Below are 24,464 nucleotides of genomic sequence, written 5' to 3' on the forward strand. Positions count from 1 at the left end.
GCCATGTCGGGCAAACAGCCGGTCGAGGTTCTGCTACGCCCAGCGGTGGAGCTATACACCGTCGCGGCGTGTGCAGGCGCCGCGTTTCTGTGCCTGGTGGCCCCATGGTCGCTCGCGCTGAGCCCGGCCATGGGCATCGGCAGCGCCTTGGCGTTCGGCGCCTACGGCGCGATCCGCTACCGCGATGCCCGCATCATCCTGCGCTACCGGCGCAACATCCGCCGTCTGCCGCGTTACGTGATGACCAGCAAGGACGTGCCGGTCAGCCAGCAGCGCCTATTCGTGGGGCGCGGCTTTCTCTGGGAGCAGAAGCACACGCATCGGCTGATGCAGACGTACCGGCCCGAGTTCCGCCGCTACGTCGAGCCGACGCCGGCCTACCGGCTGACCAGGCGCCTGGAGGAACGGCTGGAGTTCGCGCCATTGCCGCTCTCGCGCCTGCCGAAGCTCACCGGCTGGGACGCGCCTTTCAACCCCGTGCGCCCGTTGCCGCCTGTCGGCGGCCTGCCAAGGCTGCACGGCATCGAGCCCGACGAAGTGGACGTCAGCCTGCCGCTGGGCGAGCGCGTCGGGCACTCGCTGGTGCTGGGCACCACGCGGGTGGGCAAGACGCGCCTGGCCGAGTTGTTCGTCACGCAGGACATCCGCCGCAGGAATGCTGCCGGCGAGCATGAGGTCGTCATCGTCATCGACCCCAAGGGGGATGCCGATCTCTTGAAACGGATGTACGTCGAAGCCCAGCGCGCTGGCCGCGAAGGCGAGTTCTACATCTTCCACTTGGGCTGGCCGGAAATCAGCGCCCGCTACAACGCCGTGGGCCGCTTCGGTCGGATCTCGGAAGTGGCGACACGCATCGCGGGGCAGCTCTCCGGCGAAGGCAACAGCGCGGCGTTCCGCGAGTTCGCATGGCGCTTCGTGAACATCATCGCCCGCGCCCTGGTGGAACTGGGGCAGCGCCCGGACTACATGCTGATCCAGCGCCACGTCATCAACATCGACGCGCTGTTCATTGAGTACGCCCAGCACTACTTTGCCAAGACGGAGCCCAAGGCCTGGGAGGTGATCGTCCAGATCGAGGCCAAGCTCAACGAGAAGAACATCCCAAGGAACATGATCGGGCGCGAGAAGCGTGTGGTGGCGCTGGAGCAATACCTCTCCCAGGCGCGCAACTACGACCCTGTGCTCGATGGCCTGCGCTCGGCGGTGCGCTACGACAAGACCTACTTCGACAAGATCGTTGCATCGCTGCTGCCGCTGCTGGAAAAGCTCACGAGCGGCAAGATCGCCCAGCTCCTGGCGCCGAACTACTCCGACCTGGCCGACCCGCGCCCGATCTTCGACTGGATGCAGGTCATCCGAAAGCGGGCCATCGTCTATGTGGGTCTGGATGCGTTGTCTGACGCCGAGGTCGCCGCAGCGGTCGGCAATTCGATGTTCTCTGACCTGGTTTCGGTGGCCGGACACATCTACAAGCACGGAATCGACGATGGCCTGCCCGGCGCAGTGGCTGGCGCTCGCGTGCCGATCAACGTGCACGCGGACGAATTCAATGAACTGATGGGCGATGAATTCATCCCGCTCATCAACAAGGGCGGCGGTGCCGGCCTGCAAGTCACGGCGTACACGCAGACGCTCTCGGACATCGAGGCCCGCATCGGAAATCGCGCGAAGGCCGGCCAAGTGATCGGGAATTTCAACAATTTATTCATGTTGCGCGTGCGCGAGACGGCCACCGCGGAACTGCTGACGAGGCAGTTGCCGAAGGTCGAGGTCTATACAACCACCATCGTCTCGGGCGCGACGGACAGCTCAGACATCCGCGGCGCGACGGATTTCACGTCGAACACCCAGGACCGCATCAGCATGGCCAGCGTGCCGATGATCGAGCCGTCACACGTCGTCGGCCTGCCCAAGGGCCAGTGCTTCGCGCTGCTGCAGGGCGGCCAGCTCTGGAAGGTGCGTATGCCGCTGCCGGCGCCGGACCCGGATGAAGTGATGCCGGCGGACCTGCAGCAACTGGCCGGGTACATGCGCCAGAGCTACAGCGAGGCCACGCAGTGGTGGGAGTTCACCAGCTCGTCGGCCTTGCAGGATGCGGCCTTGCCCGACGACCTGCTGGACGATGCCGCTGCGGCCGAGCCCGGCGCGGTGGCCACCGGCGCCGACGATGGCGCGGGCAACGAGGCCGTGCCATGAAGGATGCCGCCTCGACCGCGCAGCGGGAGCAGAACCATCGCCAAGGCTTGATCGTCGGCACCATCACCTTACCGTTCCGGCTGCTCGGGGTGCTCATTGGCTCGCTGCTGTTCTCGATCGTGGTGGAGTGCGCCGGCATGCACCTGTTCTGGAAGGACCAGGGCTGGCGCCACTCCCAGCAGATGCTGCGGTACGAACTCGGGCACCTGTCCAACCACTTCACGCGCAGCGTGGTGGTACAGGAGCCCGGGCGCACGGCGCACGAGTTGGTGGATACCGGGTACGAGTGGGTGTTCGTGCGCTCGGGGTTGCTGGAGCGCATGAGCCAGACCGCCGAGCGCGTCCGCGCGCCCAGCCACGGGCAGAGCCGCAACTTCCGCTACTACATCAGCCAAGTCTATGTCTGGGCCGAAAGCTACCTGATCGCTGCGGCCTTCACGACGCTCACCTTCCTGGTGCGCCTGCTGGTCCTGGTGCTCACGCTGCCGCTGATCCTCACGGCGGCATTCGTCGGCCTGATTGACGGCCTGGTGCGACGGGATGTGCGCCGGTTCGGCGCGGGCCGCGAATCCGGCTTCATCTACCACCGCGCGAAGGCCAGCCTGATGCCGTTGGCCGTGCTGCCTTGGGTCACCTATCTCGCTCTGCCCATATCGGTGCATCCTCTGGTCATCCTGCTGCCCAGCGCGGCGTTGCTGGGGATGGCAGTCAGCCTGACCGCAGGCAGCTTCAAGAAGTACTTATGAGGTGACACGGGCGGCACGGCTCTGCAAAGCCGTGTGCCGTTCATCGGTTCTGCAGGGTATCAAGAGCAGCATCCAACGCCGTAACCGCCTCGACGACCGTTCTTACCGTCGCCCGATCAAACTCATGATCGCGCTGAGCGTCGTGCACACCGCTATTGAGGTAACCCCATTCAATACTCGTACCGCTGACATTGAGCAGCCGGACCAACGCCCCTACGGCATCCGGCGCACCCGCATGTTGCGCCGCGATACGCTCGACGGCCGACCGCAACTTGGTGCATTTATTGTTCAGCTCCCAAGGCGCGCGGGGCCCGCTCAGCTTGATGTCGATCCGGCCGTCCGCCCGCCGACCCAGCCACGTCCACAGGCGGTCCGTCAGACTCTCCAGCGCCGGCCGGGCCTGACGCAGTGCCTCGCGTTTCTCGTCAGCCGCCAACGCCTGCTGGGCCAGAAGAACATAGTTCTTCGCTGGCGGGTCGCTGTCGACCCGCAGTTCGTGCTCTCCCTGATGCGGGAGAAACTTGTAGCGCTTAATGGCCGCGGCGCGGCGCACGCCCAACTCCTGCTGGATGCGGTGCAGGAACTCCTCTGCGTGCGAGGTGAGGATAACCTGCTTGCCGTGGAGCAAACCGTCCTCGAAGAAGGTACGCCAGATGCCATCGCGATGGTCGTCGTCGATCGCGTTGACGACGTCATCGAATATGACCACGGGGCAGCCCTGCGCGAGGTTCTTGGCAAGCAGAATCGCCAGGCCCAGGCATTTGATGTGCCCTTCGCTGAAGACGATCAACGCGTCGTAGCGCGCGCCCGGCTCGCCGGCGAACTCCACCTCGATCTTGCCGTTCTCGGCCACGGGCAACCACAGCGCGTGCAGCAGATCGCCGGGCGGATCGGCCCGGTTGAATGCGTTGTAGAGATGGCGGGCTTGGTCTCCCAGCCCCTGTAGCAGAACCCCCGGCAGAGCGGTCAGGTATGCCTGAATCTCGGGCAGGAAGCCGTCGTAGGCGGCCTTGACCCGCTGATGGTGCACCACCACCGGCATTTCGTCCGTGGCCGCCTGGATCAGGCCGCGGTTCGCGTCGTCGAATTGGGCCACGGTTTGGCGGGCGGCCGCCAGCTCCTGATCCGCAGTCGTGCGCATGGTCCGCAGCCGTTCGATCTCCAGCTGATGCTGTTGCAGGCGGTCCCGCTCCTGGGCCATCGCGCCGCGCTGGGCATTCACGTCGCGCGCCTGCGCGTCGAAGCCTTCGATGATCTGTGCGATCCGTAAGAGGGCTTGCCAGGCGCGCTGGTCCCCATTCACCCCGCCGCCGAGCCAATTGCCCGCCGACGTGGGAGGCAGCAGTGGCAGGCCCGCGGCCTGCGATTCGGCAGGACAAGCGACCCCAGCCGCCGCCACCACGCGGCGCATTTCGTCACACAGCGCTCGGACCGCCTCGCTCAACTGTGTCCGATGCCCGGCCTCCTGCTGCTGCAGGACGGCCAGTTGCGCGAGCTGCTCCAGGCCCATTCGCGCCCTGGCGAACGGGTCCTGCGCCACGGCGGCCAGTTCGGTTCCACATGCCGGACACGCGGTCGCCCCGTCCGCCAACGCTTGCACGGCCTCGTAGAGCTTCGCGTACGACACCTCGCCGGCGCGGGCCGCGAGTTGCGCGGAAGACGCTTGCCACAGTCCCTGGACGCGGTAGGCCTCTGCCAGCAACGCTTGCAGGCGGGCCTGGGTCACCTCGTGAATGGCAGGCGGGTTGGCGTCCAGCTGAGCCTGGACATACGGTAGCCGTCCTTGCTGCTGCGGCGTACCCAGCAGCCAGTCCACGCAGGTTTGATAGGTCGCGCCAGGTGACATGCGCTGCGCCAAAGCTTGTTCCAGGCCCTCGACCGCTGCGATCTTCTGCGGGTAGGCGGCGATGGTCTGTTCGGAGTTCGCCAACTGCAGGCGACGCTGCGCCAGCTGCGCCGCCTGCACGCCGGCAAGCATCAGGTCCTGATCGAGCGAGGGGTTGAAGCCGCGCACGAACTCGCTGAACTGGTCCACGCCGAACAGGGTGGCGATGAGCTGGCGCTGATCGCTCGGGGTCCGCGCGGCGATTCGGGCGAAATCGTCGAGGCGGTTCTTCTCGATGAAGCAGAAGCGATACTCAGCTTCGTCGGGCTGGACGGCCTGCGCCTCGCCCGCCGCCGTAGACGACAGGACTGGCGCGATGTGGCGGCGCAGGCGAGCGTTGTTGCAGTACGTCCGCTGGTCGACCCGCTTGGCCTGCGCTTCGCTGATCGAACCGAGCATCGCCACTTCCAAGGCTTCGCAGAAGCTGCTCTTGCCGGTGCCGTTGGCACCGTAGACCAAGGTGATGTCATGGCTGAGGTCGAACGTCTCCTGCCGCATGAATCCTCGAAACGGCCCGACTTCGAGCTGGTGCAGTCGCCCGAGCGCCGGCCCGTTTTCGGGGCCGCGCGCGTCCCCGTCGTAGGCGACAGGCATCTGCGCCAGATGCGCGATGGCCAGCGGCGCCAAGCGCGTGGAGCGCCCCCGGCGTGCAGCACCGACCTCGGCCAGTGGCTGCAGGTGATCGAGCACCAGGTGCGCCAGCCGGCGCACGTCGTCGTGCACGTGCCGCTGCGTCAAGTGCGCCAGGAACCGGTGGTACTCCGAACGTATGCTTGCCACAGCGACCCCTCACTTGGTCAACCACTGACCGTAAGCCTCCACATCGATCATGGGGACCGTTCCACTGAACTGAAGCTGCGCGATCAGCTTGAAAAGAAACGCGGTCGCCGGCTTGTTTTCGTTGGTGTAGCTGTACGCGCCGCTGGCTTGGTCATAGAAAAAGTGCCCGTGGGCGGCAACGCATCCGATGTCCAGACGCCCCTCGGTGAGGTTTGCGTTCAGCGCCTTGTCCATGGATGGGCCCAATGCAGGACTCCATTCGCTCTCGAAGGTGAGCAAGCCACCCAGAATCGGAATCAACGGCTTCGCTGGGTAGGTCCCGCCAGCGTGCGGGATCGGCAGGCTCGTGCGGTGCAGCCTGCGCACACTGGCGACCTTCTCCTGGGCATAGGCCACAAGCCCCGCGTCAGCCGTCTGCTTGGCCTCGAACACGGCGTACACGCTTTCGGCTGGAATGATCGTCTCGTTCTCGTAGGTGAAGATAAAAGGCGAATATTGCCGATCAAACACCACCACATCGATCTGCTGGCTGAAGTTCCCCAGGCTGTCCACCACATGCGCCTTCGCCGCCTGGTACCGTTTGGGCAGATAGGTATCCAGCATGTCGATCCAGACGTTCTCGCTCGCATCCCCCTTCGTACCCGGGTGACCGAAGGTCTTGCGTACTACGGACAAGCGCTGCTGGATGTCTTCATGCAGGGACGACAGGAGCTGGGAAAGCGACCACTGGGACATGCTGTACCTCGATGGGACGTGTATGGAAGCCGATGGAATCAGGACAGTGGGAACTTGGGGCCAAACAGTGCGCGCCAGGCGCGAAGCGCTTCGATATTGCGACCACGACGCGCGTGGTCGATGGCGATGCTTGCGTCCTGGCTCGCCTGGAACAGCAGCTGCTGCGCGCGCTGCTTGCGCGCGGCATCCATATCGTTGCTGATCGCCGGGCCAAGTCCGGCGGGATCCGGCCACTCGTCATGAACACGATCGGCAAGCGTGGCAAAGAACGACTGGATCTCGCGATCGAACGATCCTCCCCAGCCGCCGTAAAGACACTCAAGGGCCATTACCTCGATCAGGAACGAGGGCTTCACCGGCTTCTGATCGCCGTGCTTGGGATTGTTGTTCCAGTACTTCACCATGCGCACGAGACCTTTCCACTCATTGCCATAGGCTTGGTGCGCTGCGGTCGCCTTGTCCTTATGGATCTCCGGGTCCGTCTTGATCCACTTTCCGGACGCCGTATCGGGGATCTCATACTGGTCGCCGGTGTCGAATGCGGGCACCGCATCCACGCTGACCACCCGGTAGTCCGTGTTGTCCTCCGCGTCGATGTGAACACCGAAATCCACGTTGATCGAGCGCGCCTGTTTGCGCACGGCCGCCGAACCGTATTTCTCCACCAATGCAGAGTGGAAATCATCCAGCACTACCGATGCGGCCTTGCCGTGGTAATGCTTCTCCGAGTCCTTCAGCACGAAGAAGATGTCGATATCCTTGAGCGGCTTCGTCTTCGTGTATCGAGCATAGGACCCGGTCAGGAAGCTGCGCGCAATGCCGAACTTGGTCTGCAGGTAGTCCCGCACTTCGTTCTGGCGTTGCGAGGCATTCTTCTGTTCGCGTTCGTTGAGTTCCAGACGCGACTTGAACTTGCGAAAAGCTTCATCGATCGACAGCATCAGCGTTGCCTCCAATATCCGGCCTGACCCGCCAGGCCGCTGTGTTCGACAGTCGAGCCTAGGCTCTGCTTGACCATTCCATCCGTCGAGCGATAACTTCCTTTGCTCCACCCCTCCACATCAGGCCGCCCTGGCTTTGTATCGAGCATTAACTTGTACTTGGCCTGCGATGGCAGCAGCCCAGCTTTCTTGATCGCGTACTTCAACTGCTCGGTATCTGTCCAGAAGCTGCCGTCGCCATCGGACCACCCATACACGATGTCGATATCCCATCGGGTCACGAGTTTGTCGGTTGCCGGGTTGTAGATCTCCAGAATCACCTTGCGCAGATCACCGGTCCCGAGCCACGTCTTGATGGCTCGGGTATTGCTCTCCCAGCGATCCGCGAAGTGCTCGGGGTCCAGCCCACTGAGCAGGATGATGTCTTTCAAGCTCTTGAGGATGTTGTCGGTCACATAGGTAACCGAGTGCGTGTACGAGTAGGTGGCGACGGTGCTCATGACTTGAGGAAACCTCCGAGGTCGAGCGACAGCGCTTGTCCAGCATCGGCCTGCGCCTGCGTGGCAATTCCTTGGCTCAAGTCCCGTGCAATGATGCGAGAACTGTGCTTTTTGAGCGCGGTTTGCACCCAGCCGAGCTGCTCCTTCGGACACGGCAGCGAGACTCCCCAGTCTCCCTTCAACGGCTCGAACCCCAAGACTTCTTCGTTGGCATCATCACCATCGATCGCGTCTTCGTCGAAGAGGCAGTAGATCCTGGTCCGTGGTCCATCGCATGTCGCAACGATGGGCGCGCTCTTGGGTGCCTGGTCGGCGATCAAGCTGGCGGCCACGCCCGCCACGGCCCTGAGTTCAGAGCGAGCCGTGCCGTCCTTGCCCTGAGTGAGCAGTTCGACAATGGCATCCCACGTCTGCAACGCATCGCGGTGCGGCGAGCTGCGAAACGTCCGGCTGACAACGGTGGTCATTTTTGCTTCCCTCCTTGAAGGCGCATTTGCGTTGCCTGTCGTATCGCACTGCGCAGGTGCTCTACGGAAAGCTTGTTCGGATCGATAGCCACTTGCGGGTCGGCCGCGAGGGCGTTGGCTACGACCTTGCGAATGGCCCGACCATCCAATCCGACGCACTCGCCAGCGCACGCGTCGAACTGGTGAGCCGAGGAAAGCTTGCCAATCCCCGGAAATGTCTTTGCCAGGCCATTCAGGCAGTCCACCAGGATCTGCTTGCAGGCATCCTTGCCGGGCAGTGGCACCTCCATCACCATGTCGCAACGAGATAGGAAGGCACTGTCGACGGCCTGTGGGAAGTTGCTGGTGGCCACGAACAGCAGATGCGGGTTGCGTTCGGCCAACATGTCCAACTGCACCAACACCGCGTCGGTGGCCCGGTGCACATCAACCGGGTTGGCTTCCAGGCTGAGCTTGGCTCGATCAGCCGCAAGCGTTTCGACCTCGTCCAGAAGGACGATCGTCGGGCCCGCCGCTGCGGATTCTGCGATCGATTGCGAGAACAGGTCTGCCACGGCGCGTTGAGTCTTTCCCATTGCAGAGCTCGTCAGCGTGTGAGGCTCTACTTCCAGCAATCGAAACTTCGCAGAAGAAAAAGATTCGGCCACACGATGCGCCAAGCCCCGTGCCAAGGAGGTCTTCCCAGTCCCCGGCGGGCCGACCAACAAGATCACGCCGTGCAGGGGGAGTACCGTGCGCTCCACCTTGGGGCGCACCGTGAAGTTGACGATCGCCTGTGACAGCAACTGCTTCTTGAGAGCTTCGTCCATGACGATGGAATCCCACAGGGCGCCCAGCGACGTGTCCGGCAGCTTCCAGCTTCGATGGATGCCTTTCGGCAAAGTGGCGTCTGATGAAGGATTCTTGGTCATCCGTGGCTCTCGGCGGGTCAGAGAATGGTGCGATAGGTCGCCAGCACCTTGGTCGTTTGCACAAGGCCCTGGCGCAGCAGGATTTCGAGATAGCGGTCCACCTCGATCGGCGGATGCTTGAGTTGGGCACGCTGGCGCTGCGCAGCCGACACCACGGCGGCCGCGTCCAGATCCAGTAGGTTGTCCACAAACTCATCGGGGTGCTGCGATTCGATGCCGTACGGAGCCAGCAGATCGTTCGGGAAATCCCGTTCGTTGAACGTCACAATCACGCTCGCACCGCAGCGAATCGCCGCAGCCAGGACGTGCCGGTCGTCCGGATCGGGCAATGTCAGGCCTGCCACGAGCGCTTCGTAGCCCTCCACCAAGCCGTCCGGAATTGCCCGGTCCATGAGATCCGACGTCCTGTCGACCTGAACCCGGGTGAGATCGGGGCGGTTGATCAACAGGTTGCGTTTCCACTCCTCATGAATGGCTTGGCTCCACCGCGCCCGGAAGCGGCCAGACAGGCCGAGCCACATCAGGAAATCCCGCAGTGGCGCGGGATATAGAACGCACGCGTCGTAGACGGCGGTGAATGGGGAATGCCTCATTCGTATCCCATTCCCAACTCTTGCGACTGCTGAGCGAGTTCGGCCATCGCCTGCTCACTGGCGCGCTCGCGCGCTTCCTTGTACTGCATCAGATCGGCGAACCTCACCCTGCGGTGCTTGCCGGTGCGATGAAATGCCAACACCCCATCTTCGAGCAGCTTGACGAAATGGGGACGGGACACGTTGAGCAAGTCCGCCGCCTCTTGGGTCGTCAGCTCTGCATGGACGGGCACCACCTTTACTGCATTGCCATCGGCCAACTCGGCCAGGATGTCGACCAGCAGGCGTAAAGCCGAGGTAGGCAGTTCCACCTGATGAGCCTGTTTGTGGTCATCAAAGATCTGGATGTGCTGCGTCTCGAACTGGGTTGCGAGGTAAGCCGCCAAGGCACGTTGACCCTGGACGGCTGCCTTCACCTCTCCCGCGGCGGGAAGGGTCATCTTGGATTGGGCAGTGGCGGTGGTCATGGGTAGCTCCTAAGCGAAAACGGTTGCAGAGCCGATCATATTCGAAATACTCGAAAAACGCAATAATCGAAGCGCGACCCGTGCTTTTGTAGGTTCGCTCGCAGCATGCCCAATCCGGTCGTCCGCCAGTTCCTATTGTTTGCGGCCTGAAACAGCCCTGATCTCCACGATCAACCCATTGCTGATCACACAGGAATGGCGCGATGGTGGCTTCGATCTGGCTGCGCGCCGCGCATCGCGGCGTGCCCACTTTTTTCGTGACGGCCCTCGTGCTGGGCCAGTCCCCGATGGCATTGGCCGAGTCCCCGGCGCAGCGCCAGGAGTTGGTCGCCGCGCTGCGCCAGCTCGACGCGCTGGAACGCACCGTCGCGGACAGCGCCGCGCATGCCCCCATCCAGCCGGGCGAGCGCTACCACTTCGATTACCCACGGCTGCTGGCTGACCTGGCGCGCGTGCGCGCCGGCATCCAGTTCCACCTGACGCCATCACGCGCTCAGCCGCGCGACCCCTCCGAACTGGCCGGCGACTACCGCACCGAGCGGGCCGCTTCGCCATCGCCGAAGACGACTGCGGAGGGCGAGCAATGAACGGCGCCCAGGTCTCGGCATTTCAAGCCAACAGCGGTATCGCGCCTTCCGCGATGGCGACCGTCCTGGTCGGCGTCGTGTTCGCGGTCCTGCTCGTGTGGGGCGTCTGGGCCATCCGAACGGCCTATGTGGGGTGGTCCGAGAGCCGCCTCAACCAGCGCCAGTTCCTCGGCGTCTGCATCCGCTTCGTCGCGATGTACCTCGTCCTGAGTTTCTTCCTCCTGTCCTGACATGAAAGGCCCGACCATGCACAACCGCAACCTCACTTCCCGTTTTGCCCAGCGCGCCGCCGTGGCCCTGGGCGCCGCCGCGCTGCCCGCACTGTCGTTCGCGCAAGGTCTGCCGCAGTTGGAGAACCCGACGCGCGGCACCGGCAACGGCATCATGGAGACCATCCGCAACTACGGCTACGACATCATCATGCTCGTGGCCCTGCTGGTGGTGGCGTCGATGTTCATCGGCGTCTGCTACCACGCCTACGGCACCTACGCGGAGATCCACACCGGCCGCAAGACGTGGGGCCAATTCGGCCTCACGGTCGCCATCGGCGCCGTGCTGCTCGTGATCGGCATCTGGCTGCTCACCGAAGCCACCGGCATCCTGTAAGCGAGGCCGGTATGTCCGAGCAGCAGCACGTCCGTGCGGACGGGACGGTCACGTTCCTTCCGCACCGGCTCAACCGCCATCCCGTGGTCGTGCGCGGCCTCACCGCCGACGAGCTGTGGATCTGCTGCGGCCTGTCCGGCGCGGCCGGCCTGCTTGTCGGCGCGCCGCTTTCGTGGGTGTTCCGCACGATCGCCATCGCACCGACGTTCGTTGTCCTGGGCGTGGCCTTGGGCGTGTTCATCGGCGGCGGCATCCTGCGCCGCCTCAAGCGTGGGCGCCCCGACACCTGGCTGTATCGACAGTTGCAGTGGCGCATCGCAACGCGCCATCCGCTGATGGCCGGCTGGGTGGGCGGCCACGTGCTGATCTCGCGCTCGGGCTTCTGGTCCACCCGCAGGAGCATGCGATGAGCCGCTTCAAGAACGAGATCGCCCACCTGCAGGCGCACATCAAGACCTTGCGCCTGGGCGCGGGCGCGCTGGTCATTGTCGCCCTGGTCATGGGCGGCGGCTGGTGGAGCGCGCCGCGCGACCTGACCATCCACGTCCCGCCCGACCTGCGCTCTGGCAGTACCCGCAAGTGGTGGGAAGTGCCGCCCGAATCGGTCTATGCGTTCACGTTCTACGTGTTCCAGACGCTGAACCGCTGGCCGACCAATGGCGAAGAAGACTACTCGCGCAACCTCCATACGCTCTCGCCGTACCTCACCCCGTCCTGCCAGGCCTTCCTGCGGGCGGACTATGACTACCGCCGCTCCACGGGCGAGCTGCGTCAGCGCGTGCGCGGCATCTACGAGATTCCCGGCCGCGGCTATGGCGACGACCCCACGGCGCGCGTGCGCACCGTATCCGATCGCGACTGGGTGGTGACGCTGGACATCACGGCGGACGAGTACTACGGCGCCGAGCAGGTCAAACGCGCCCTGGTGCGCTATCCGATCAAGGTCACGCGGGTGGACGTCGATCCCGCCCGCAACCCGTTCGGCCTGGCGCTGGACTGCTACGAAGGCGCGCCCCAGCGCATCAGTGCACCGGAGCCGGCGCGCCCGGCGCCGAGTGACCTGAATCCGCAAGCGCCTCAAGGAGGAAACACCCCATGAAGCATCCTGTACTCGCGCTGCTGGGGCTACTGGCCGTGGCCGCGGCACCCGTCGCCCAGGCGGTGGAGATCCTGCGTTGGGAACGCATGCCACTGGCAGTGCCGCTGAAGGTCGGTCAGGAACGCATCGTATTCATCGACCGGAACGTGCGCGTGGGCGTGCCCGCAGGCGTGGGCAAACGCCTGCGCGTGCAGAGTGCGGGCGGCGCGGTGTACCTGCGTGCCAGCGAGCCGATCGAGCCCACGCGGTTGCAACTGCAGGACGCCGACACGGGCGCGCTGATCCTGCTGGACATCGCAGCCGAACCGCCCAAGGACGGGGAAGCCGAGCTGGAGCCGGTGCGCATCGTCGAGGGTGACAGCGCACCGGGACGCTATGGCGAGCAGGCCGACAGTGCCGAGGCCCCGGCACGCGCCCAGGGCCAGGCAGGTGCGCGGACCGCGCGGCGCGAAACTCCGGTCCCTGTCGTGCTGACGCGCTTCGCCGCGCAGAACCTCTACGCACCGCTGCGCACCGTCGAGCCGCTTCCGGGCGTCATGCGGGTCAACCTTCCCCGCGACCTCGACCTGGACACACTGATGCCAACGCTGCCGGTGCGCGCGGCCGTGCTCGCGTCGTGGCGCCTGGAAGACCAATGGGTGACTGCCGTGCGCCTCACCAACACCGGCGCCGACTGGGTCGCGCTCGACCCGCGCGTGCTGCAAGGCGATTTCCTCACCGCCACCTTCCAGCACGAGGCGCTGGGCCCGCGCGGCACGACCGAGGACACGACCGTGCTGTACCTGGTCACGCGCGGCCGCGGCCTCGCGCAGTCGCTGCTGCCGGCGATTCACCGCTTCGACCCTGCCGTGCATCTGCCGCAGCCGGACGGCGACGAGAACGCCAAGGAGGCCCGCCATGCGCAGTAACGGCCTGCTCAAGTGGCTGATGATCCCTGTCGCCATCCTGGTGCTGTTCGCCGGTATCCGGCTGTTCTCGGGTGGAGGCGGCACGGCGCCACCCGCGGCGGACAACGGCGCCCAGCTCACGCCCGAGGAAATGAAGGCGCTGGGCATCGAAGGCGACACCCCGCGCGACACCGTGGCGACGCTCGTTGCCCAAGTGAAGCAGTTGCGCACCGAGCTTCAGACCGCGCTCTCGGACAACAAGTCGCAGCGTGAAGAGAACCAGCGGCTGCGCCAGCGCGAGAACTCCATCGACCAGCGCATCAACTCGGCGCTCGAATCCGAGCGGTCCAACCTGCGCCGCGACCAAGAGCAGGCGGCCAGCGCGCGCCAGCAGACCGAAGGGCTGCTCGCCGACCTGCAGCGGCGCCTGGACAGCATCGGCGGGCGCGGCGGCGGCCATGCGGACCTGCCCGTGGGCCTGGGGCTGCAGGGCGGCGACGAGGCCGGCATGGAGGGCGGCGTGCGGTGGGTCGAGCCGGACGACGCAAAGCCCGCCGAGGGGCGCAACGGGGGGCGTGGCGCGAGCGGCGGCATGAGCTTCCCCACGAGCTTCGGCCCGGCGCAGAGCACGCTCGAAACCACCGCTGAAACCGTGGCCAACGCGGGCGCCCGCGCCGCCGGGGTCAAGAATGCCAAGCCGGTCTATACCGTGCCGACCAACTCGACGCTAATGGGATCGGTGGCGATGACGGCCCTGATCGGCCGCGTGCCGATCGACGGCACGGTCAACGATCCCTATCCGTTCAAAGTTCTGGTCGGGCCGGACAACCTGACCGCCAATGGCATCGACATTCCCGACGTGGCCGGCGCCGTGTTCAGCGGCACCGCCTCGGGCGACTGGACGCTCTCGTGCGTGCGAGGTCAGGTGCGCAGCATCACGTTCGTCTTCAACGACGGCACGATTCGCACGATCCCCGAAGACCGCGAGGGCAACCAGCAGAACAACCAACAGCGCGACGGCTTGGGCTGGATCAGCGATCCCCACGGCATTCCTTGCGTCAGCGGCGAGCGGCGCAGCAACGCCCAGCAATACCTCGGCTCGCAGGCCCTAATCACCGCGGCCGGTGCCGGTGTGGCCTCGCTCATCGAGAGTGGCAGCGGCCGCATGTCCTATGTCGGCTCGGACGGCTCCATCGGCACCGTGGGCATCACCGGCCAAGAAGCGGTCGGCCAGATTCTCGCGGGCGGTGTCCGGGACATGTCGGCCTGGGTCAACAAGCTCTACGGCCAAGCCTTCGCCGCCGTCTATGTCCAACCCGGCGCCAAGGTTGCCGTCCACCTCGAAAAGCCGCTCGCCATCGACTTCGATCCCGAAGGCCGCAAGGTCGATCACCGCGCAGGAGAAAGCCATGCCCTTGAACTTGACTAACCTGGCCCGTGGCCTAGCACTGGCCCTCGCCGTCGCGGTGCTCGCCGGCTGCGCCACCAGCAAGGAAAAGCTGTTGACCCACGGTGACCGCACGATGATGGACATCTGGCAGCAGGAGGCCGGCGACGGCGGTGGCGCAGCCGGACGGAACGCCGGCCGCCAGTTGCTCGATGCGCGCCAGAGCCTGCGTCGGCCCCTGACCGACGCCGACGTGCAGGCCGCACCTGTCGAGCAGATGCGCTACACGCGCACCGCGCGCAATGAGGTTCACCGCCAGTTCCAGCGTCTGCCCAATCCCGATCTCGTGATGTACGTGTACCCGCACCTGGCCGGCACCGACCCCGTTCCCGTGCCGGGCTACACGACGGTTTTCCCCTTGTACCAGCGCGTGCAGTACGCGATGCCTGCCGAGAGGACGGAGGACTACTGATGCGGTGGAAACTTCCATGGCCGAAGCTGGCTGCCGTCAGCGCCGAAGACACCGCCGCCGACGAGCAGCCGGACGGCTGGCAGCGCCACGTCGAGGCCTTGCAGCAAGCCGGCATCCCCGAACCCGGCGCCGCGGTCCAGGGCCGCAAGCCGGCGACCGTGGCCGACGAGCAGGCGCTGTACGACGTCGCACCGTCCTTCGTGGAACTGCTGCCCTGGGTGGAGTTCTTGCCCGAGTCGAAATCGATGCTCCTGGAGGACGGCCAATCGGTGGCCGCCTTCTACGAGCTGGTGCCGCTGGGCACCGAAGGCCGGGAACCCGGCTGGCTCGCGCATGCCCGCGACGCCCTGGAAAACGCGCTTCAGGACAGCTTCGATGAACTGGACGAGAACCCGTGGGTGCTCCAGCTCTATGCCCAGGACGAACCGAGCTTCGACCAGTACATGCAGACCTTGCGCGATTACGTGCAGCCACGTGCGCGCGGCTCGGCGTTCACCGAGTTCTACCTGCGCTTCTTCGGCCACCACCTGCGCGCTGTGGCCAAGCCCGGCGGCCTGTTCGAGGACACGGTGGTCACGCGGCTGCGCTGGCGCGGCCAGACGCGGCGCGTGCGCATGGTGGTGTACCGCCGCGCGAGCGGACAGGGACAGGCAAACCGCCGCGGCCAGACACCCGAGCAGATGCTGGGCATCGTCTGCGACCGCCTGTGCGGCGGCCTGGCGAACGCCGGCATCCAGGCCCGGCGCATGGTCGCGGCCGACGTCCACGACTGGCTGCTGCGGTGGTTCAACCCGCGCCCCACGCTGCTCGGGCCTGGGGTGGAGGACCGGGAGCGCTTCTACGCGTTGGCGCGCTATCCGGACAGTACCGAGGAAAGCGAGGCCGGCGAGATCGAGCTGGCGAGCGGGCGGGATTTCAGCCAGCGGCTGTTCTTTGGGCAGCCGCGCTCGGACGTGGCGCAAGGGGCCTGGTACTTCGACGGCATGCCGCACCGCGTGCTGATCACCGACCGGCTGCGCATGCCGCCCGGCACCGGGCACCTGACCGGCGAGACCCGCAAGGGGGACGCGATCAACACGCTGTTCGACCAGATGCCCGAGGACACCTTGATGTGTCTCACCATGGTGGCCACGCCGCAGGACGTCCTCGAATCGGACCTCAACCATCTGGCGAAGAAAGCTGTGGGCGAGACGCTGGCGTCGGAGCAGACGCTCAAGGACGTGCATGAAGCCCGCTCCCTGATCGGCAGCGCGCACAAGCTCTACCGGGGCACTCTGGCGTTCTACCTACGCGGGCGCGACGAGGCGGAACTGGATCGGCGCGGCCTGGACCTCGCGAACGTGATGCTCAACGCCGGCCTGCAGCCGGTGCGCGAGGACGACGAGGTGGCGCCGCTCAACAGCTACCTGCGCTGGCTGCCGTGCTGCTACAACCCCGGCAAGGACCGGCGCCGGTGGTACACGCAACTGATGTTCGCCCAGCACGCGGCGAACCTGTCGCCAGTATGGGGCCGCGCCCAGGGCACGGGGCATCCCGGCATCACGATGTTCAATCGCGGCGGCGGCCCGATTACGTTCGACCCCTTGAACAGGTTGGATCGGCAGATGAATGCCCATCTGTTTCTATTTGGCCCCACCGGCTCGGGGAAGTCCGCCACGCTCAACAACCTGCTGAACCAGGTGACGGCCATCTACCGGCCGCGGCTTTTCATCGTGGAAGCCGGCAACAGCTTCGGCCTGTTCAGCGACTTCGCCAGGCGCCTGGGCCTGACCGTGAACCGGGTCAAGCTGGCCCCCGGATCGGGCATCAGCCTGGCGCCGTTCGCCGACGCACGCCGGCTGATCGAAACGCCCAGCGACGTACAGACGCTCGATGCCGACGCGCTGGACGAAGACCTGCCCCCCGATGCCTCGGCCATGGAAGCGGACGAGCAGCGCGACGTGCTGGGCGAACTGGAGATCACAGCGCGGCTGATGATCACGGGCGGCGAAGACAAGGAAGAAGCGCGGATGACGCGGGCCGACCGCTCGCTGATCCGCCAGTGCATCCTCGACGCCGCCGAACATTGCGTGGCCGAAAAGCGCACCGTGCTCACGCGCGACGTGCGCAACGCGCTGCGCGCCCGTGGCCAGGACCCGACGCTGCCCGAGATGCGGCGCGTGCGGCTGCTGGAGATGGCGGACGCGATGGACATGTTCTGCCAAGGCACGGACGGCGAGATGTTCGACCGTGACGGCACGCCGTGGCCCGAGGCCGACATCACGCTGGTCGATCTGGCGACCTATGCCCGCGAGGGCTACAACGCGCAGCTCTCCATCGCCTACATCAGCCTGATCAGCACGGTGAACAACATCGCCGAGCGCGACCAGTACCTGGGCCGGCCGATCGTCAACGTGACCGACGAAGGTCACATCATCACCAAGAACCCGCTGCTCGCGCCCTATGTCGTGAAAATTACAAAAATGTGGCGCAAGTTGGGCGCCTGGTTCTGGCTGGCGACGCAAAACATCGACGATCTGCCGCGCGCCGCAGAGCCCATGCTCAACATGATCGAGTGGTGGGTGTGCCTGTCGATGCCGCCGGACGAAGTGGAGAAGATCGCCAGGTTCCGCGAACTCTCGCCGGCGCAGAAGGCGCTGATGCTCTCCGCACGCAAGGAAGCGGGCAAGTTCACCGAGGGCGTCATCCTCTCCAAGAGCATGGAAGTGCTGTTCCGCGCCGTGCCGCCAAGTCTCTACCTCGCGCTCGCGCAAACCGAGCCCGAGGAGAAGGCAGAACGCTACCAGCTCATGCAGCAGCACGGCGTCAGCGAGCTGGATGCCGCCTTCAAGGTGGCTGAGAAGATCGACCGGGCACGTGGCATCGAGTCGCCGACCCTGGACCTGCCCTGAATCTGCCGTACACCGGAGAACGCCATGGAACAGAAACGCCCATCCATTCCGATGCAGGTACAGGCGTTCCGCCGTCGGCGCTGGAGGCTCAGCTGGCCCTGGGTGTTGGCCGCCGTGCTGGTAGCGCTGCTGCTGATCTGGCTCGTGTCCCGCTATTCTGGCAAGTCCACTCCCCAGACTTCAACGCCGGTCAGCGTGACGCAGGTGGCCGGGCCTCCGTGGCAGATGGGAAATCCGGAAGGGCGTTTCACGCTGACGCTCTACGCGGACCTCGAATGCCCGTTCTGCCGATCCTATTTCCCAGTGCTCAAGCGTTGGGTGGCCGGCAACGCGGACGTGGCCTTGCAATGGCACCACCTCCCGTTGGCCGCGCATGAGCCGGCCGCGTCTGCCGAAGCGAGCCTGGCGGAGTGCGCCGGCGAATCTGGCGGCCATGCCGCCTTCTGGCAGGCTGTCGAGTGGGTCTATGCCCACACGCGCAGCGACGGCCAGGGCTTGCCCGAGGACCTGCGGTACCCCGACCTTACGCCAGCCATCGAGCAGTGTCTGGCGAGCGAACGGCCCGAGGCGCCGATCCGCACCCAGACGGCGGAAGCCACGAGCAGCGGCGTGACCGCCACGCCGTCGCTGCGGCTGCACGATCGCGAAACCGGCAAGGCGATCCTACTGCAGGGTCCGATCGAGGGCGATGCCTTGCTGTCGGCCATGGACATGCTCGCGGCCGGCGATCCCGCCGCCACACCTACTACATCGGAAATGCCTGCCGACGTCGTCGGCGACATGCCCAGGTAGCCCCGGTCTTCAAGGCTACGGCGCAGTCCACTGCGCTGACCGAAACCCGTTCGCCTCGCATCCTGGCCGCGAACGATCACCGCTGCCGCGGTGATGGATGCACCTTGTTCGTTCCCCAGGAGGGCTTGCCCTCCCAGGGCGCGCGCCCTCCGATCTCACCGTCTGGAGGTTCGCCATGTCTTTCGTCGTCAATGACTCCTGCCTGGAGTCGCTTTCCGCCATCGCTGCCCAACACGAGGACTGGATCATCCAGCAAGCCATTGCACTGCTGGAGAAGCGGGTTTTCAAAGCGGGTGCGAAACTCCTCGACCCCACGGCCGTGCGCGACTACCTGCGCGTGAAGCTGGTCGCCGAGCCCAATGAGATATTCGCCGCGGTGTTCCTGGACAGCATGCACCAGGTGCTGGCCTACGAGCCGTTGTTCAGGGGCACGATCAACTCGACTTCGGTCTATCCGCGTGTCGTCGTGCAGCGTGTGCTGGAGTTGAAGGCCGCCGCGGTGGTCTTCGCGCACCAGCACCCCTCGGGCATTTCCGAGCCGTCGAGCGCGGATCGCATGCTGACCCAGCAACTGCAGGCCGCGCTGGCGCTCATCGATGTGCGGGTACTGGACCACATCATCGTCGGCCAGGGTGCCCCGTTCTCCTTTGCGGAGTCCGGCCTGCTGTAAGGGTTGCACTGCTTCGTTGATCAGCGCGGAGGCTTCGGCCTCCGCTTTTTTCTTTGCGGCGACGCAAGCAGGTATGCGGGGTGGCCGCGATGCGCATTGTTTGTTGGGGCCGCCTGGGGTTCGGCGTTTGACTATGGCCCTGATCAACTTCCGGGGCACATGACATGCCAGCAGCTTTTACCCGGTTCGCACCAGGCTGGCGAACCCTTGGCCTGGCCGTGGCGCTGCCGACGTCTCTGGCGGTGTTCAGCCCGGCCACCTTCGCCGCCGACGTGGTGGTCGTCACCGACAGCCGCCACCCGGTCAAGACCATGGGCGGCGAGCGACTGATCGAGTTGGGCGAAACGCCCCGGATCGAGGCCGAGCTTTCCGCGAATCTTCCAGCCGACCCTGAGCGGGCAGCAGCCATCGTCCGGCAACGCCTGAAGCAAGGCGGCACCGATCTTCAGCGCCGCATCGGCACCGCCTACCAGGGCGTCACCGACGCATGGAGTTTGGGTGTCACGACCATCCCGGCCGTCGTGGTGGATCAACGCTTTGTGGTCTATGGCGAGCCGGACGTGGCCCGGGCCGTCGCGCGCATCGAGCAACACCGGAGGACGCAGCCGTGACCCATCGCCCATTCGACCTGCTGCGCCGCCTGCGCGTCGCCGTGGCCTCGCTGCTGCTGATCAGCGCCACGGGCAGCTACGCCTTGAACACCGCCACCATCGTGTCCTCCGTCATGTCGCCGGACTGCCTGGAGTACCGGGTGGTGGGCATCTGCTACTGGCTCTACTGCACCTGGACGGGCTGCACGGTGCGCACATCCACCAAGGTCCGGCACTACGTGCCCGATGCGGTCGTCTCCAGCTACAGCAACACCGGAGAGAACCCCTGGGTCGAGGTGCAGGCGATGAGCACGCCCAACCCATCCGCACAGGCAGGTGGGGATGGGACCACGAACGAAGACCACGAAAACAACCTCGCCAAAATCAAGAACAGCGATGTCATCGGCCATCCTGGCGGCGAGGTATTCAACCAGTTCGCATCGTCGTCGGGCTATTTCTGCCAAGGCGCGGGCACGGCCTTCATGCCGTATCTACTCAGCACCCTGGACACGCTGGCTTGGCGCTACAACGTGCCTGAAATGGCCTACCCGGAGGCGTTGATTCCGGGCATGCGCGAGGTCGGTGCGCGCACCACGATGAACCTCTGGGGCAATGTCTATCCGCGCGGCGGCTTCCTGCATCAGACCGATGACTACAAATCCGGGGCCGTCGTGGCCCAGCGCGCCGGTGATGTCGTCACGCGCCGCGGGCAGATCCACGTGTACCAGCCGCTGCTTGCCAACGCCCGCGACGGCTACTGGCCGGCCGGCGCGCTGATGGAGGGTGATGCCTCTACGGGCAAGTGGCAGGAGCTGACGCCGCGCCTGTCCAACACCTGCGTGGTGTTCCCGCACAGCGGCACGCTGACCCAGGCCCAACAAGGCGACTACGCCTGGGCGCTGTGGCGTCCCTATGCGTGCTGCGAACGCCGCGGGCAGGTGTTCCTGGGCAGCGTCGATTTCCTCTGAGGTGCCACGATGAAGCGTCCTGAATCGATGAACCTTTCCGCCAAGGCGTGCCGCCTGCTGCGCCCGAAGGCGCTGGCCGGCCCGCTCGCTCTGGTCTGCGGCCTGGCGTGGGCGCAGGTCGGATACCAGAACAGCGGCCCCGTCCTCGGCGATGACGTCATGTACTCGATCGGCGGTGGCAGTGCGGTGTCCATGGGCCGCGCGGCCGGCATGCGCTCCATCGGGGTCGGCGTGGGGTGGAACAGCAACCTGATCTGCGGCGACATGAGCATCCAGACCACGCTGCGCAATCAGCTCAACGGCATCACGAACGGCTTTCAGCAGATCATGAGCAACGTGATCCAGAGCGCGACCAGCGCGGTTGCATCGCTGCCGGCGCTGATCATTCAGCGCGCCGATCCGGGCCTGTACAACCTGCTGACCAACGGCGTGCTGCAGGCGCGGCTGGACTTCGACCGCTCCAAGCTGACGTGCCGCGCCATGGCGGAGAAGATGGCCGAGACTGCGGGTGGCCAGCTTGGCTGGAGCCAGATGGCCGAAGGCATGGCCTTGCGTGACGCGGTTGGCAGCAACGATGCCGTGTCGGCCGTCGAGCAGGCCGAGACGCGCCGCGGCAACGACGGCCTTCCCTGGGTGGGCGGCAGCAATGCCGGTGGCGCAGGCCAGTCCGCCATCCGCGTGGTCGGCGACGTCACCCGCGCGGGCTACAACCTGGTCAACGGGCGCGGCGTGACGGACACATCCTCCATCGCGTCCACCAGTTGCGCGAGCCTGTCCTGCCAGACCTGGACGTCGCCGCAGCAGGCGACCGAATGGGCCACCCGGGTCCTCGGGGAACAGGTGCAGCGCACGTGCGATTCCTGCACCAAGACCGAGACGGTGCCCGGCGTCGGGCTGACGCCGCTGATCCAGGAGGAGTACGAAGCCAAGCTGGAAGTCTTGCAGGAACTGGTTTCCGGCGTGCGCAACACCACCTTCGAGAACTTGCGCGAGGCCGGCAGCACGTCGCTGCCGATCACGCGCGGCGTCATCGAGGCGCTGCGCGACGAGCCGGACCAGGACCTGCTGGCGCGGCGCCTCGCGTCCGAGGTGGCGCTTTCGTCGGTGCTGGAGAAGGCACTGCTGCTCCAGCGCACGCTGCTCACCGGCAAGAAAGAGCCCAACGTGGCAGCCAACGAGTTGGCAGTCGAGGCCGTGAACCACGAGAGCGACACGCTCGACCGGGAGATCCGCAACCTCAAGACCGAACTTGAACTGCGGCGCGAGCTGGCGAACAACTCGCCGATGGCCATCATCCAGCGCCATGGCACGCGCGCGGCAGGCTCGCGCGGCATCTATGAGGGCGATCCGGTGCCCGACCGCCTCGACCAGTTGCAGAAGGGCAATCCGGGAGGCCGGCCATGAGCGCGGAGCGCATGGCCTGGCGCCCCTTGCGCTGGCTCATCAGCCGGCGTGCGGCGAAAGCACTGCTGTGGGCGGCCGTGATCGTCGCCGCTGCGGTGGGCGCCAACATCGCCGGCATCTATCTCGTTGGCAGCGTGGCCGGCTGGGAGCGGTGGCTCGCGGCCGCATCGGGCTACTTCTTCGTGTGGCGGTTGTTCCTGTACGGGGCGACGGCCTGCGGCTGGGTCTGGATGCGGCGGCGGCTGCTGGCGCGCGAGGACAGCACGCTGGCCCGACGCCGGCTGATTCGCGCTGAGGTCGCCGGCATTGTTGCCATCGTGGCGCTGGAAGCCAGCCTGTTGATGCAGGCCGCTTGAGGGGATCGAGGCCATGACGCTTTTCACGACCGACTACCTGGAGTACTACCTAACCCTCGTGTCCTGGATCGTCAACAACGGCATCTGGGCGGTCCTCGTATCCAGCGGGGTATTCGCGCTGCCTTTCGTCGCCATCATCGTGCAGGAGTGGTTGAAGGCCCGTGCGGAAGGCGCCGACGAGGGCAACAAAGGCGTGCTGAGCGCCGCCCGCATCGAGAACCGGGTCTTCGTCGCCATCGTGGTGGTGATGTTCGCCGGCATTCCGTTCATCGACGTGGACCTGAACACCATCCAGTACGACAGCTCGCGCTCGGCCCAGTGCCAGGTCAGCGTGGCGCAGCCCGGGGATACCGGCTGGTCGCAGTCCTTCAGCACCATCAACAACCAGTCGGCGAAGGTGCCGGTGTGGTGGGCGTTCATGCACGCGCTCTCGCGCGCCGTCACGGGCGCTTCGGTGGCAGCGATCCCGTGCGGCACGGACCTGCGGCAGATGCGCATGGAGATCGACGCTACGCGCATCGATGACCCGGTGCTGGCTCAGGAAGTAGCGGATTTCTCGCGGGATTGCTATGGGCCTGCACGGGCCAAATTGTTCATGCAGCGCCCTCAGCTCGATGAGCAGCAGATGCACGACGTGACCTGGATCGGATCGCGGTTCTTCACCGACACGAACGGCTACTACGACACATACCGTTCCAGCACCCCACGCGAGGACTGGCCCTATGACAGCACCCGCGACGCAGGGCTTGCGCAGGTGGCCAGCGGTGGCGGCTACCCGACCTGCCGCCAGTGGTGGAGCGATGGAAGTAACGGCCTGCGGGCACGCCTGCTGGGTCAGGTGGACCCGAGCCTGTTGAGTCGCCTGGCGGGCTGGGCCGGGTTCCTGAGCCGGGCCGAGGTGGACGACTCGGTGATCCGAGCCATCGCGTCACCGCGGCAGCAGAAGTTGAACCAGGGCAGCGTCTATACGGACTACGGAGGCCAGATCGACAAGACCTTGCCGAACATCGTGACACGGGCCACGGGAGACGTTGGGATGGCCGTCGGCGCGATTGCCGCGTTTCCCGCCATGGACGTCGTGAGACAGTCTCTACCCATGGTCCTCGCCTTGCTCAAGATGGCGCTGGTCATCTGCATCCCGCTCGTGCTGGTCGTGGGCACCTATGACCTGAAGACGGTCGTCACGGTCAGCGTCGTGCAATTCGCGCTGTTCTTCGTGGATTTCTGGTTCCAGCTCGCTCGCTGGATCGACAGCACTATCCTCGATGCGCTCTATGGCTGGGGCTTTGGCTGGAACCGGCCACACACGAACTTCGACCCGCTGGTGGGGCTGAACAATGCGTTCGGCGACATGCTCTTGATGTTCGTCGCGGGCACGATGTTCCTGGTGCTGCCAGGATTCTGGCTGGCAAGCCTGACCTGGGTTGGAATTCGGGCGGGACATGCCATTCAGGGGTTGTCGGACGGCAGCAAGAGCGCCGGCCAAGCCGGGGGCAAGGGGGCTGGGGCACTCACGGGAGGCAAGCTGAAGTAG

General features: G+C 65.6%; 26 protein-coding genes. 18 read left to right on the forward strand and 8 right to left on the reverse strand.

Translation table 11 applies throughout. The annotated features are described in order from the left end of the window. The first annotated feature begins 3 nt into the window (after nucleotides 1–3). Both traD and QRO93_RS00680 read left to right on the forward strand, forming a co-directional pair. Complete coding sequence (traD, locus tag QRO93_RS00675) at nucleotides 4–2,196, forward strand: type IV conjugative transfer system coupling protein TraD (protein WP_003116813.1); 2,193 nt, start codon at nucleotides 4–6, stop codon at nucleotides 2,194–2,196. After that, the gene (locus QRO93_RS00680; RefSeq protein ID WP_003109778.1) at nucleotides 2,193–2,942 is read left to right on the forward strand and encodes a TIGR03747 family integrating conjugative element membrane protein; all 750 of its coding nucleotides are present in this window, start codon (nucleotides 2,193–2,195) and stop codon (nucleotides 2,940–2,942) included. The genes traD and QRO93_RS00680 overlap by 4 nt, the downstream gene beginning before the upstream one ends. 40 nt (nucleotides 2,943–2,982) lie before the next feature. Here QRO93_RS00680 and QRO93_RS00685 read toward each other — a convergent pair whose 3' ends face one another. The 8 genes from QRO93_RS00685 to QRO93_RS00720 are packed head-to-tail and all read right to left on the reverse strand — an operon-like array spanning nucleotide 2,983 to nucleotide 10,221. Continuing rightward, nucleotides 2,983–5,607 (reverse strand): AAA family ATPase, encoded by a 2,625-nt coding sequence (locus tag QRO93_RS00685; protein WP_003116812.1) that lies wholly within the window; start codon nucleotides 5,605–5,607, stop codon nucleotides 2,983–2,985. A gap of 9 nt (nucleotides 5,608–5,616) precedes the next feature. Next, complete coding sequence (gene nucC / locus QRO93_RS00690; RefSeq protein WP_003050273.1) at nucleotides 5,617–6,342, reverse strand: CBASS effector endonuclease NucC; 726 nt, start codon at nucleotides 6,340–6,342, stop codon at nucleotides 5,617–5,619. Nucleotides 6,343–6,380: 38 nt separating this feature from the next. After that, a complete protein-coding gene (locus QRO93_RS00695) occupies nucleotides 6,381–7,283 on the reverse strand; it encodes a CBASS oligonucleotide cyclase (protein ID WP_003105624.1) in 903 nt (300 codons plus the stop codon). Beyond that, on the reverse strand, nucleotides 7,283–7,783 hold the full coding sequence (gene cap7 / locus QRO93_RS00700) for a type III CBASS phage resistance system CD-NTase-associated protein Cap7 (protein WP_003090159.1): 501 nt from the start codon (nucleotides 7,781–7,783) through the stop codon (nucleotides 7,283–7,285). The genes QRO93_RS00695 and cap7 overlap by 1 nt, the downstream gene beginning before the upstream one ends. After that, nucleotides 7,780–8,250 (reverse strand): type III CBASS phage resistance system CD-NTase-associated protein Cap8, encoded by a 471-nt coding sequence (cap8, locus tag QRO93_RS00705; protein WP_003105626.1) that lies wholly within the window; start codon nucleotides 8,248–8,250, stop codon nucleotides 7,780–7,782. Before cap8 ends, cap7 begins: the two co-directional genes overlap by 4 nt. Beyond that, entirely contained in the window at nucleotides 8,247–9,161 is a 915-nt protein-coding gene (locus tag QRO93_RS00710) for an AAA family ATPase (protein WP_003105629.1), read from the reverse strand. The genes cap8 and QRO93_RS00710 overlap by 4 nt, the downstream gene beginning before the upstream one ends. A gap of 17 nt (nucleotides 9,162–9,178) precedes the next feature. Next, on the reverse strand, nucleotides 9,179–9,754 hold the full coding sequence (locus QRO93_RS00715; RefSeq protein WP_003109777.1) for a PIN domain-containing protein: 576 nt from the start codon (nucleotides 9,752–9,754) through the stop codon (nucleotides 9,179–9,181). Further along, a complete protein-coding gene (locus tag QRO93_RS00720; RefSeq protein WP_003050245.1) occupies nucleotides 9,751–10,221 on the reverse strand; it encodes a helix-turn-helix domain-containing protein in 471 nt (156 codons plus the stop codon). Before QRO93_RS00720 ends, QRO93_RS00715 begins: the two co-directional genes overlap by 4 nt. Nucleotides 10,222–10,424: 203 nt before the next feature. On the opposite strand from QRO93_RS00720, the gene QRO93_RS00725 reads away from it, so the two are divergent. The 16 genes from QRO93_RS00725 to QRO93_RS00800 all read left to right on the forward strand — a co-directional run bounded on the left by QRO93_RS00725 (nucleotide 10,425) and on the right by QRO93_RS00800 (nucleotide 24,464). Further along, nucleotides 10,425–10,808 (forward strand): RAQPRD family integrative conjugative element protein, encoded by a 384-nt coding sequence (locus QRO93_RS00725; protein ID WP_003120001.1) that lies wholly within the window; start codon nucleotides 10,425–10,427, stop codon nucleotides 10,806–10,808. Next, nucleotides 10,805–11,038: a TIGR03758 family integrating conjugative element protein gene (locus QRO93_RS00730; protein WP_003050225.1), complete on the forward strand. Its 234-nt coding sequence runs from the start codon at nucleotides 10,805–10,807 to the stop codon at nucleotides 11,036–11,038. Before QRO93_RS00725 ends, QRO93_RS00730 begins: the two co-directional genes overlap by 4 nt. 16 nt (nucleotides 11,039–11,054) lie before the next feature. Next, nucleotides 11,055–11,414, forward strand: coding sequence for a TIGR03745 family integrating conjugative element membrane protein (locus tag QRO93_RS00735; RefSeq protein ID WP_003090173.1), 360 nt, complete (start codon nucleotides 11,055–11,057; stop codon nucleotides 11,412–11,414). A gap of 11 nt (nucleotides 11,415–11,425) precedes the next feature. Further along, a complete protein-coding gene (locus QRO93_RS00740; RefSeq protein WP_003105639.1) occupies nucleotides 11,426–11,824 on the forward strand; it encodes a TIGR03750 family conjugal transfer protein in 399 nt (132 codons plus the stop codon). Then, complete coding sequence (locus QRO93_RS00745) at nucleotides 11,821–12,513, forward strand: PFL_4703 family integrating conjugative element protein (protein WP_003105641.1); 693 nt, start codon at nucleotides 11,821–11,823, stop codon at nucleotides 12,511–12,513. The genes QRO93_RS00740 and QRO93_RS00745 overlap by 4 nt, the downstream gene beginning before the upstream one ends. Further along, on the forward strand, nucleotides 12,510–13,421 hold the full coding sequence (locus QRO93_RS00750) for a TIGR03749 family integrating conjugative element protein (RefSeq protein ID WP_003105643.1): 912 nt from the start codon (nucleotides 12,510–12,512) through the stop codon (nucleotides 13,419–13,421). The genes QRO93_RS00745 and QRO93_RS00750 overlap by 4 nt, the downstream gene beginning before the upstream one ends. Continuing rightward, complete coding sequence (locus QRO93_RS00755; RefSeq protein ID WP_003109776.1) at nucleotides 13,411–14,829, forward strand: TIGR03752 family integrating conjugative element protein; 1,419 nt, start codon at nucleotides 13,411–13,413, stop codon at nucleotides 14,827–14,829. The genes QRO93_RS00750 and QRO93_RS00755 overlap by 11 nt, the downstream gene beginning before the upstream one ends. Then, entirely contained in the window at nucleotides 14,810–15,259 is a 450-nt protein-coding gene (locus tag QRO93_RS00760; protein WP_285303903.1) for a TIGR03751 family conjugal transfer lipoprotein, read from the forward strand. Before QRO93_RS00755 ends, QRO93_RS00760 begins: the two co-directional genes overlap by 20 nt. Continuing rightward, nucleotides 15,259–18,150 carry a conjugative transfer ATPase gene (locus QRO93_RS00765; protein ID WP_003105079.1) on the forward strand — a complete coding sequence of 964 codons (2,892 nt, stop codon included), beginning with the start codon at nucleotides 15,259–15,261 and terminating at the stop codon, nucleotides 18,148–18,150. Before QRO93_RS00760 ends, QRO93_RS00765 begins: the two co-directional genes overlap by 1 nt. A gap of 24 nt (nucleotides 18,151–18,174) precedes the next feature. Further along, a complete protein-coding gene (locus QRO93_RS00770) occupies nucleotides 18,175–18,942 on the forward strand; it encodes a thioredoxin domain-containing protein (RefSeq protein WP_003090202.1) in 768 nt (255 codons plus the stop codon). 175 nt (nucleotides 18,943–19,117) lie between these two features. Beyond that, on the forward strand, nucleotides 19,118–19,612 hold the full coding sequence (locus QRO93_RS00775) for a JAB domain-containing protein (RefSeq protein ID WP_003090203.1): 495 nt from the start codon (nucleotides 19,118–19,120) through the stop codon (nucleotides 19,610–19,612). A 164-nt stretch (nucleotides 19,613–19,776) separates the two neighbouring features. Beyond that, nucleotides 19,777–20,223, forward strand: coding sequence for a TIGR03757 family integrating conjugative element protein (locus tag QRO93_RS00780; RefSeq protein ID WP_003109772.1), 447 nt, complete (start codon nucleotides 19,777–19,779; stop codon nucleotides 20,221–20,223). Continuing rightward, nucleotides 20,220–21,170, forward strand: a complete 951-nt coding sequence (locus QRO93_RS00785) for a TIGR03756 family integrating conjugative element protein (RefSeq protein ID WP_180878746.1) — start codon at nucleotides 20,220–20,222, stop codon at nucleotides 21,168–21,170. The genes QRO93_RS00780 and QRO93_RS00785 overlap by 4 nt, the downstream gene beginning before the upstream one ends. Before the next feature lie 9 nt (nucleotides 21,171–21,179). Further along, nucleotides 21,180–22,574: an integrating conjugative element protein gene (locus QRO93_RS00790; RefSeq protein WP_003109770.1), complete on the forward strand. Its 1,395-nt coding sequence runs from the start codon at nucleotides 21,180–21,182 to the stop codon at nucleotides 22,572–22,574. After that, nucleotides 22,571–22,930, forward strand: a complete 360-nt coding sequence (locus QRO93_RS00795) for a hypothetical protein (RefSeq protein ID WP_003090212.1) — start codon at nucleotides 22,571–22,573, stop codon at nucleotides 22,928–22,930. The genes QRO93_RS00790 and QRO93_RS00795 overlap by 4 nt, the downstream gene beginning before the upstream one ends. Nucleotides 22,931–22,943: 13 nt before the next feature. After that, the gene (locus QRO93_RS00800; RefSeq protein ID WP_003090214.1) at nucleotides 22,944–24,464 is read left to right on the forward strand and encodes a conjugal transfer protein TraG N-terminal domain-containing protein; all 1,521 of its coding nucleotides are present in this window, start codon (nucleotides 22,944–22,946) and stop codon (nucleotides 24,462–24,464) included.

Source organism: Stenotrophomonas maltophilia group sp. Smal17 (genome assembly GCF_030237045.1).
In the GTDB taxonomy this organism is placed as follows: Bacteria; Pseudomonadota; Gammaproteobacteria; order Xanthomonadales; family Xanthomonadaceae; genus Stenotrophomonas; species Stenotrophomonas forensis.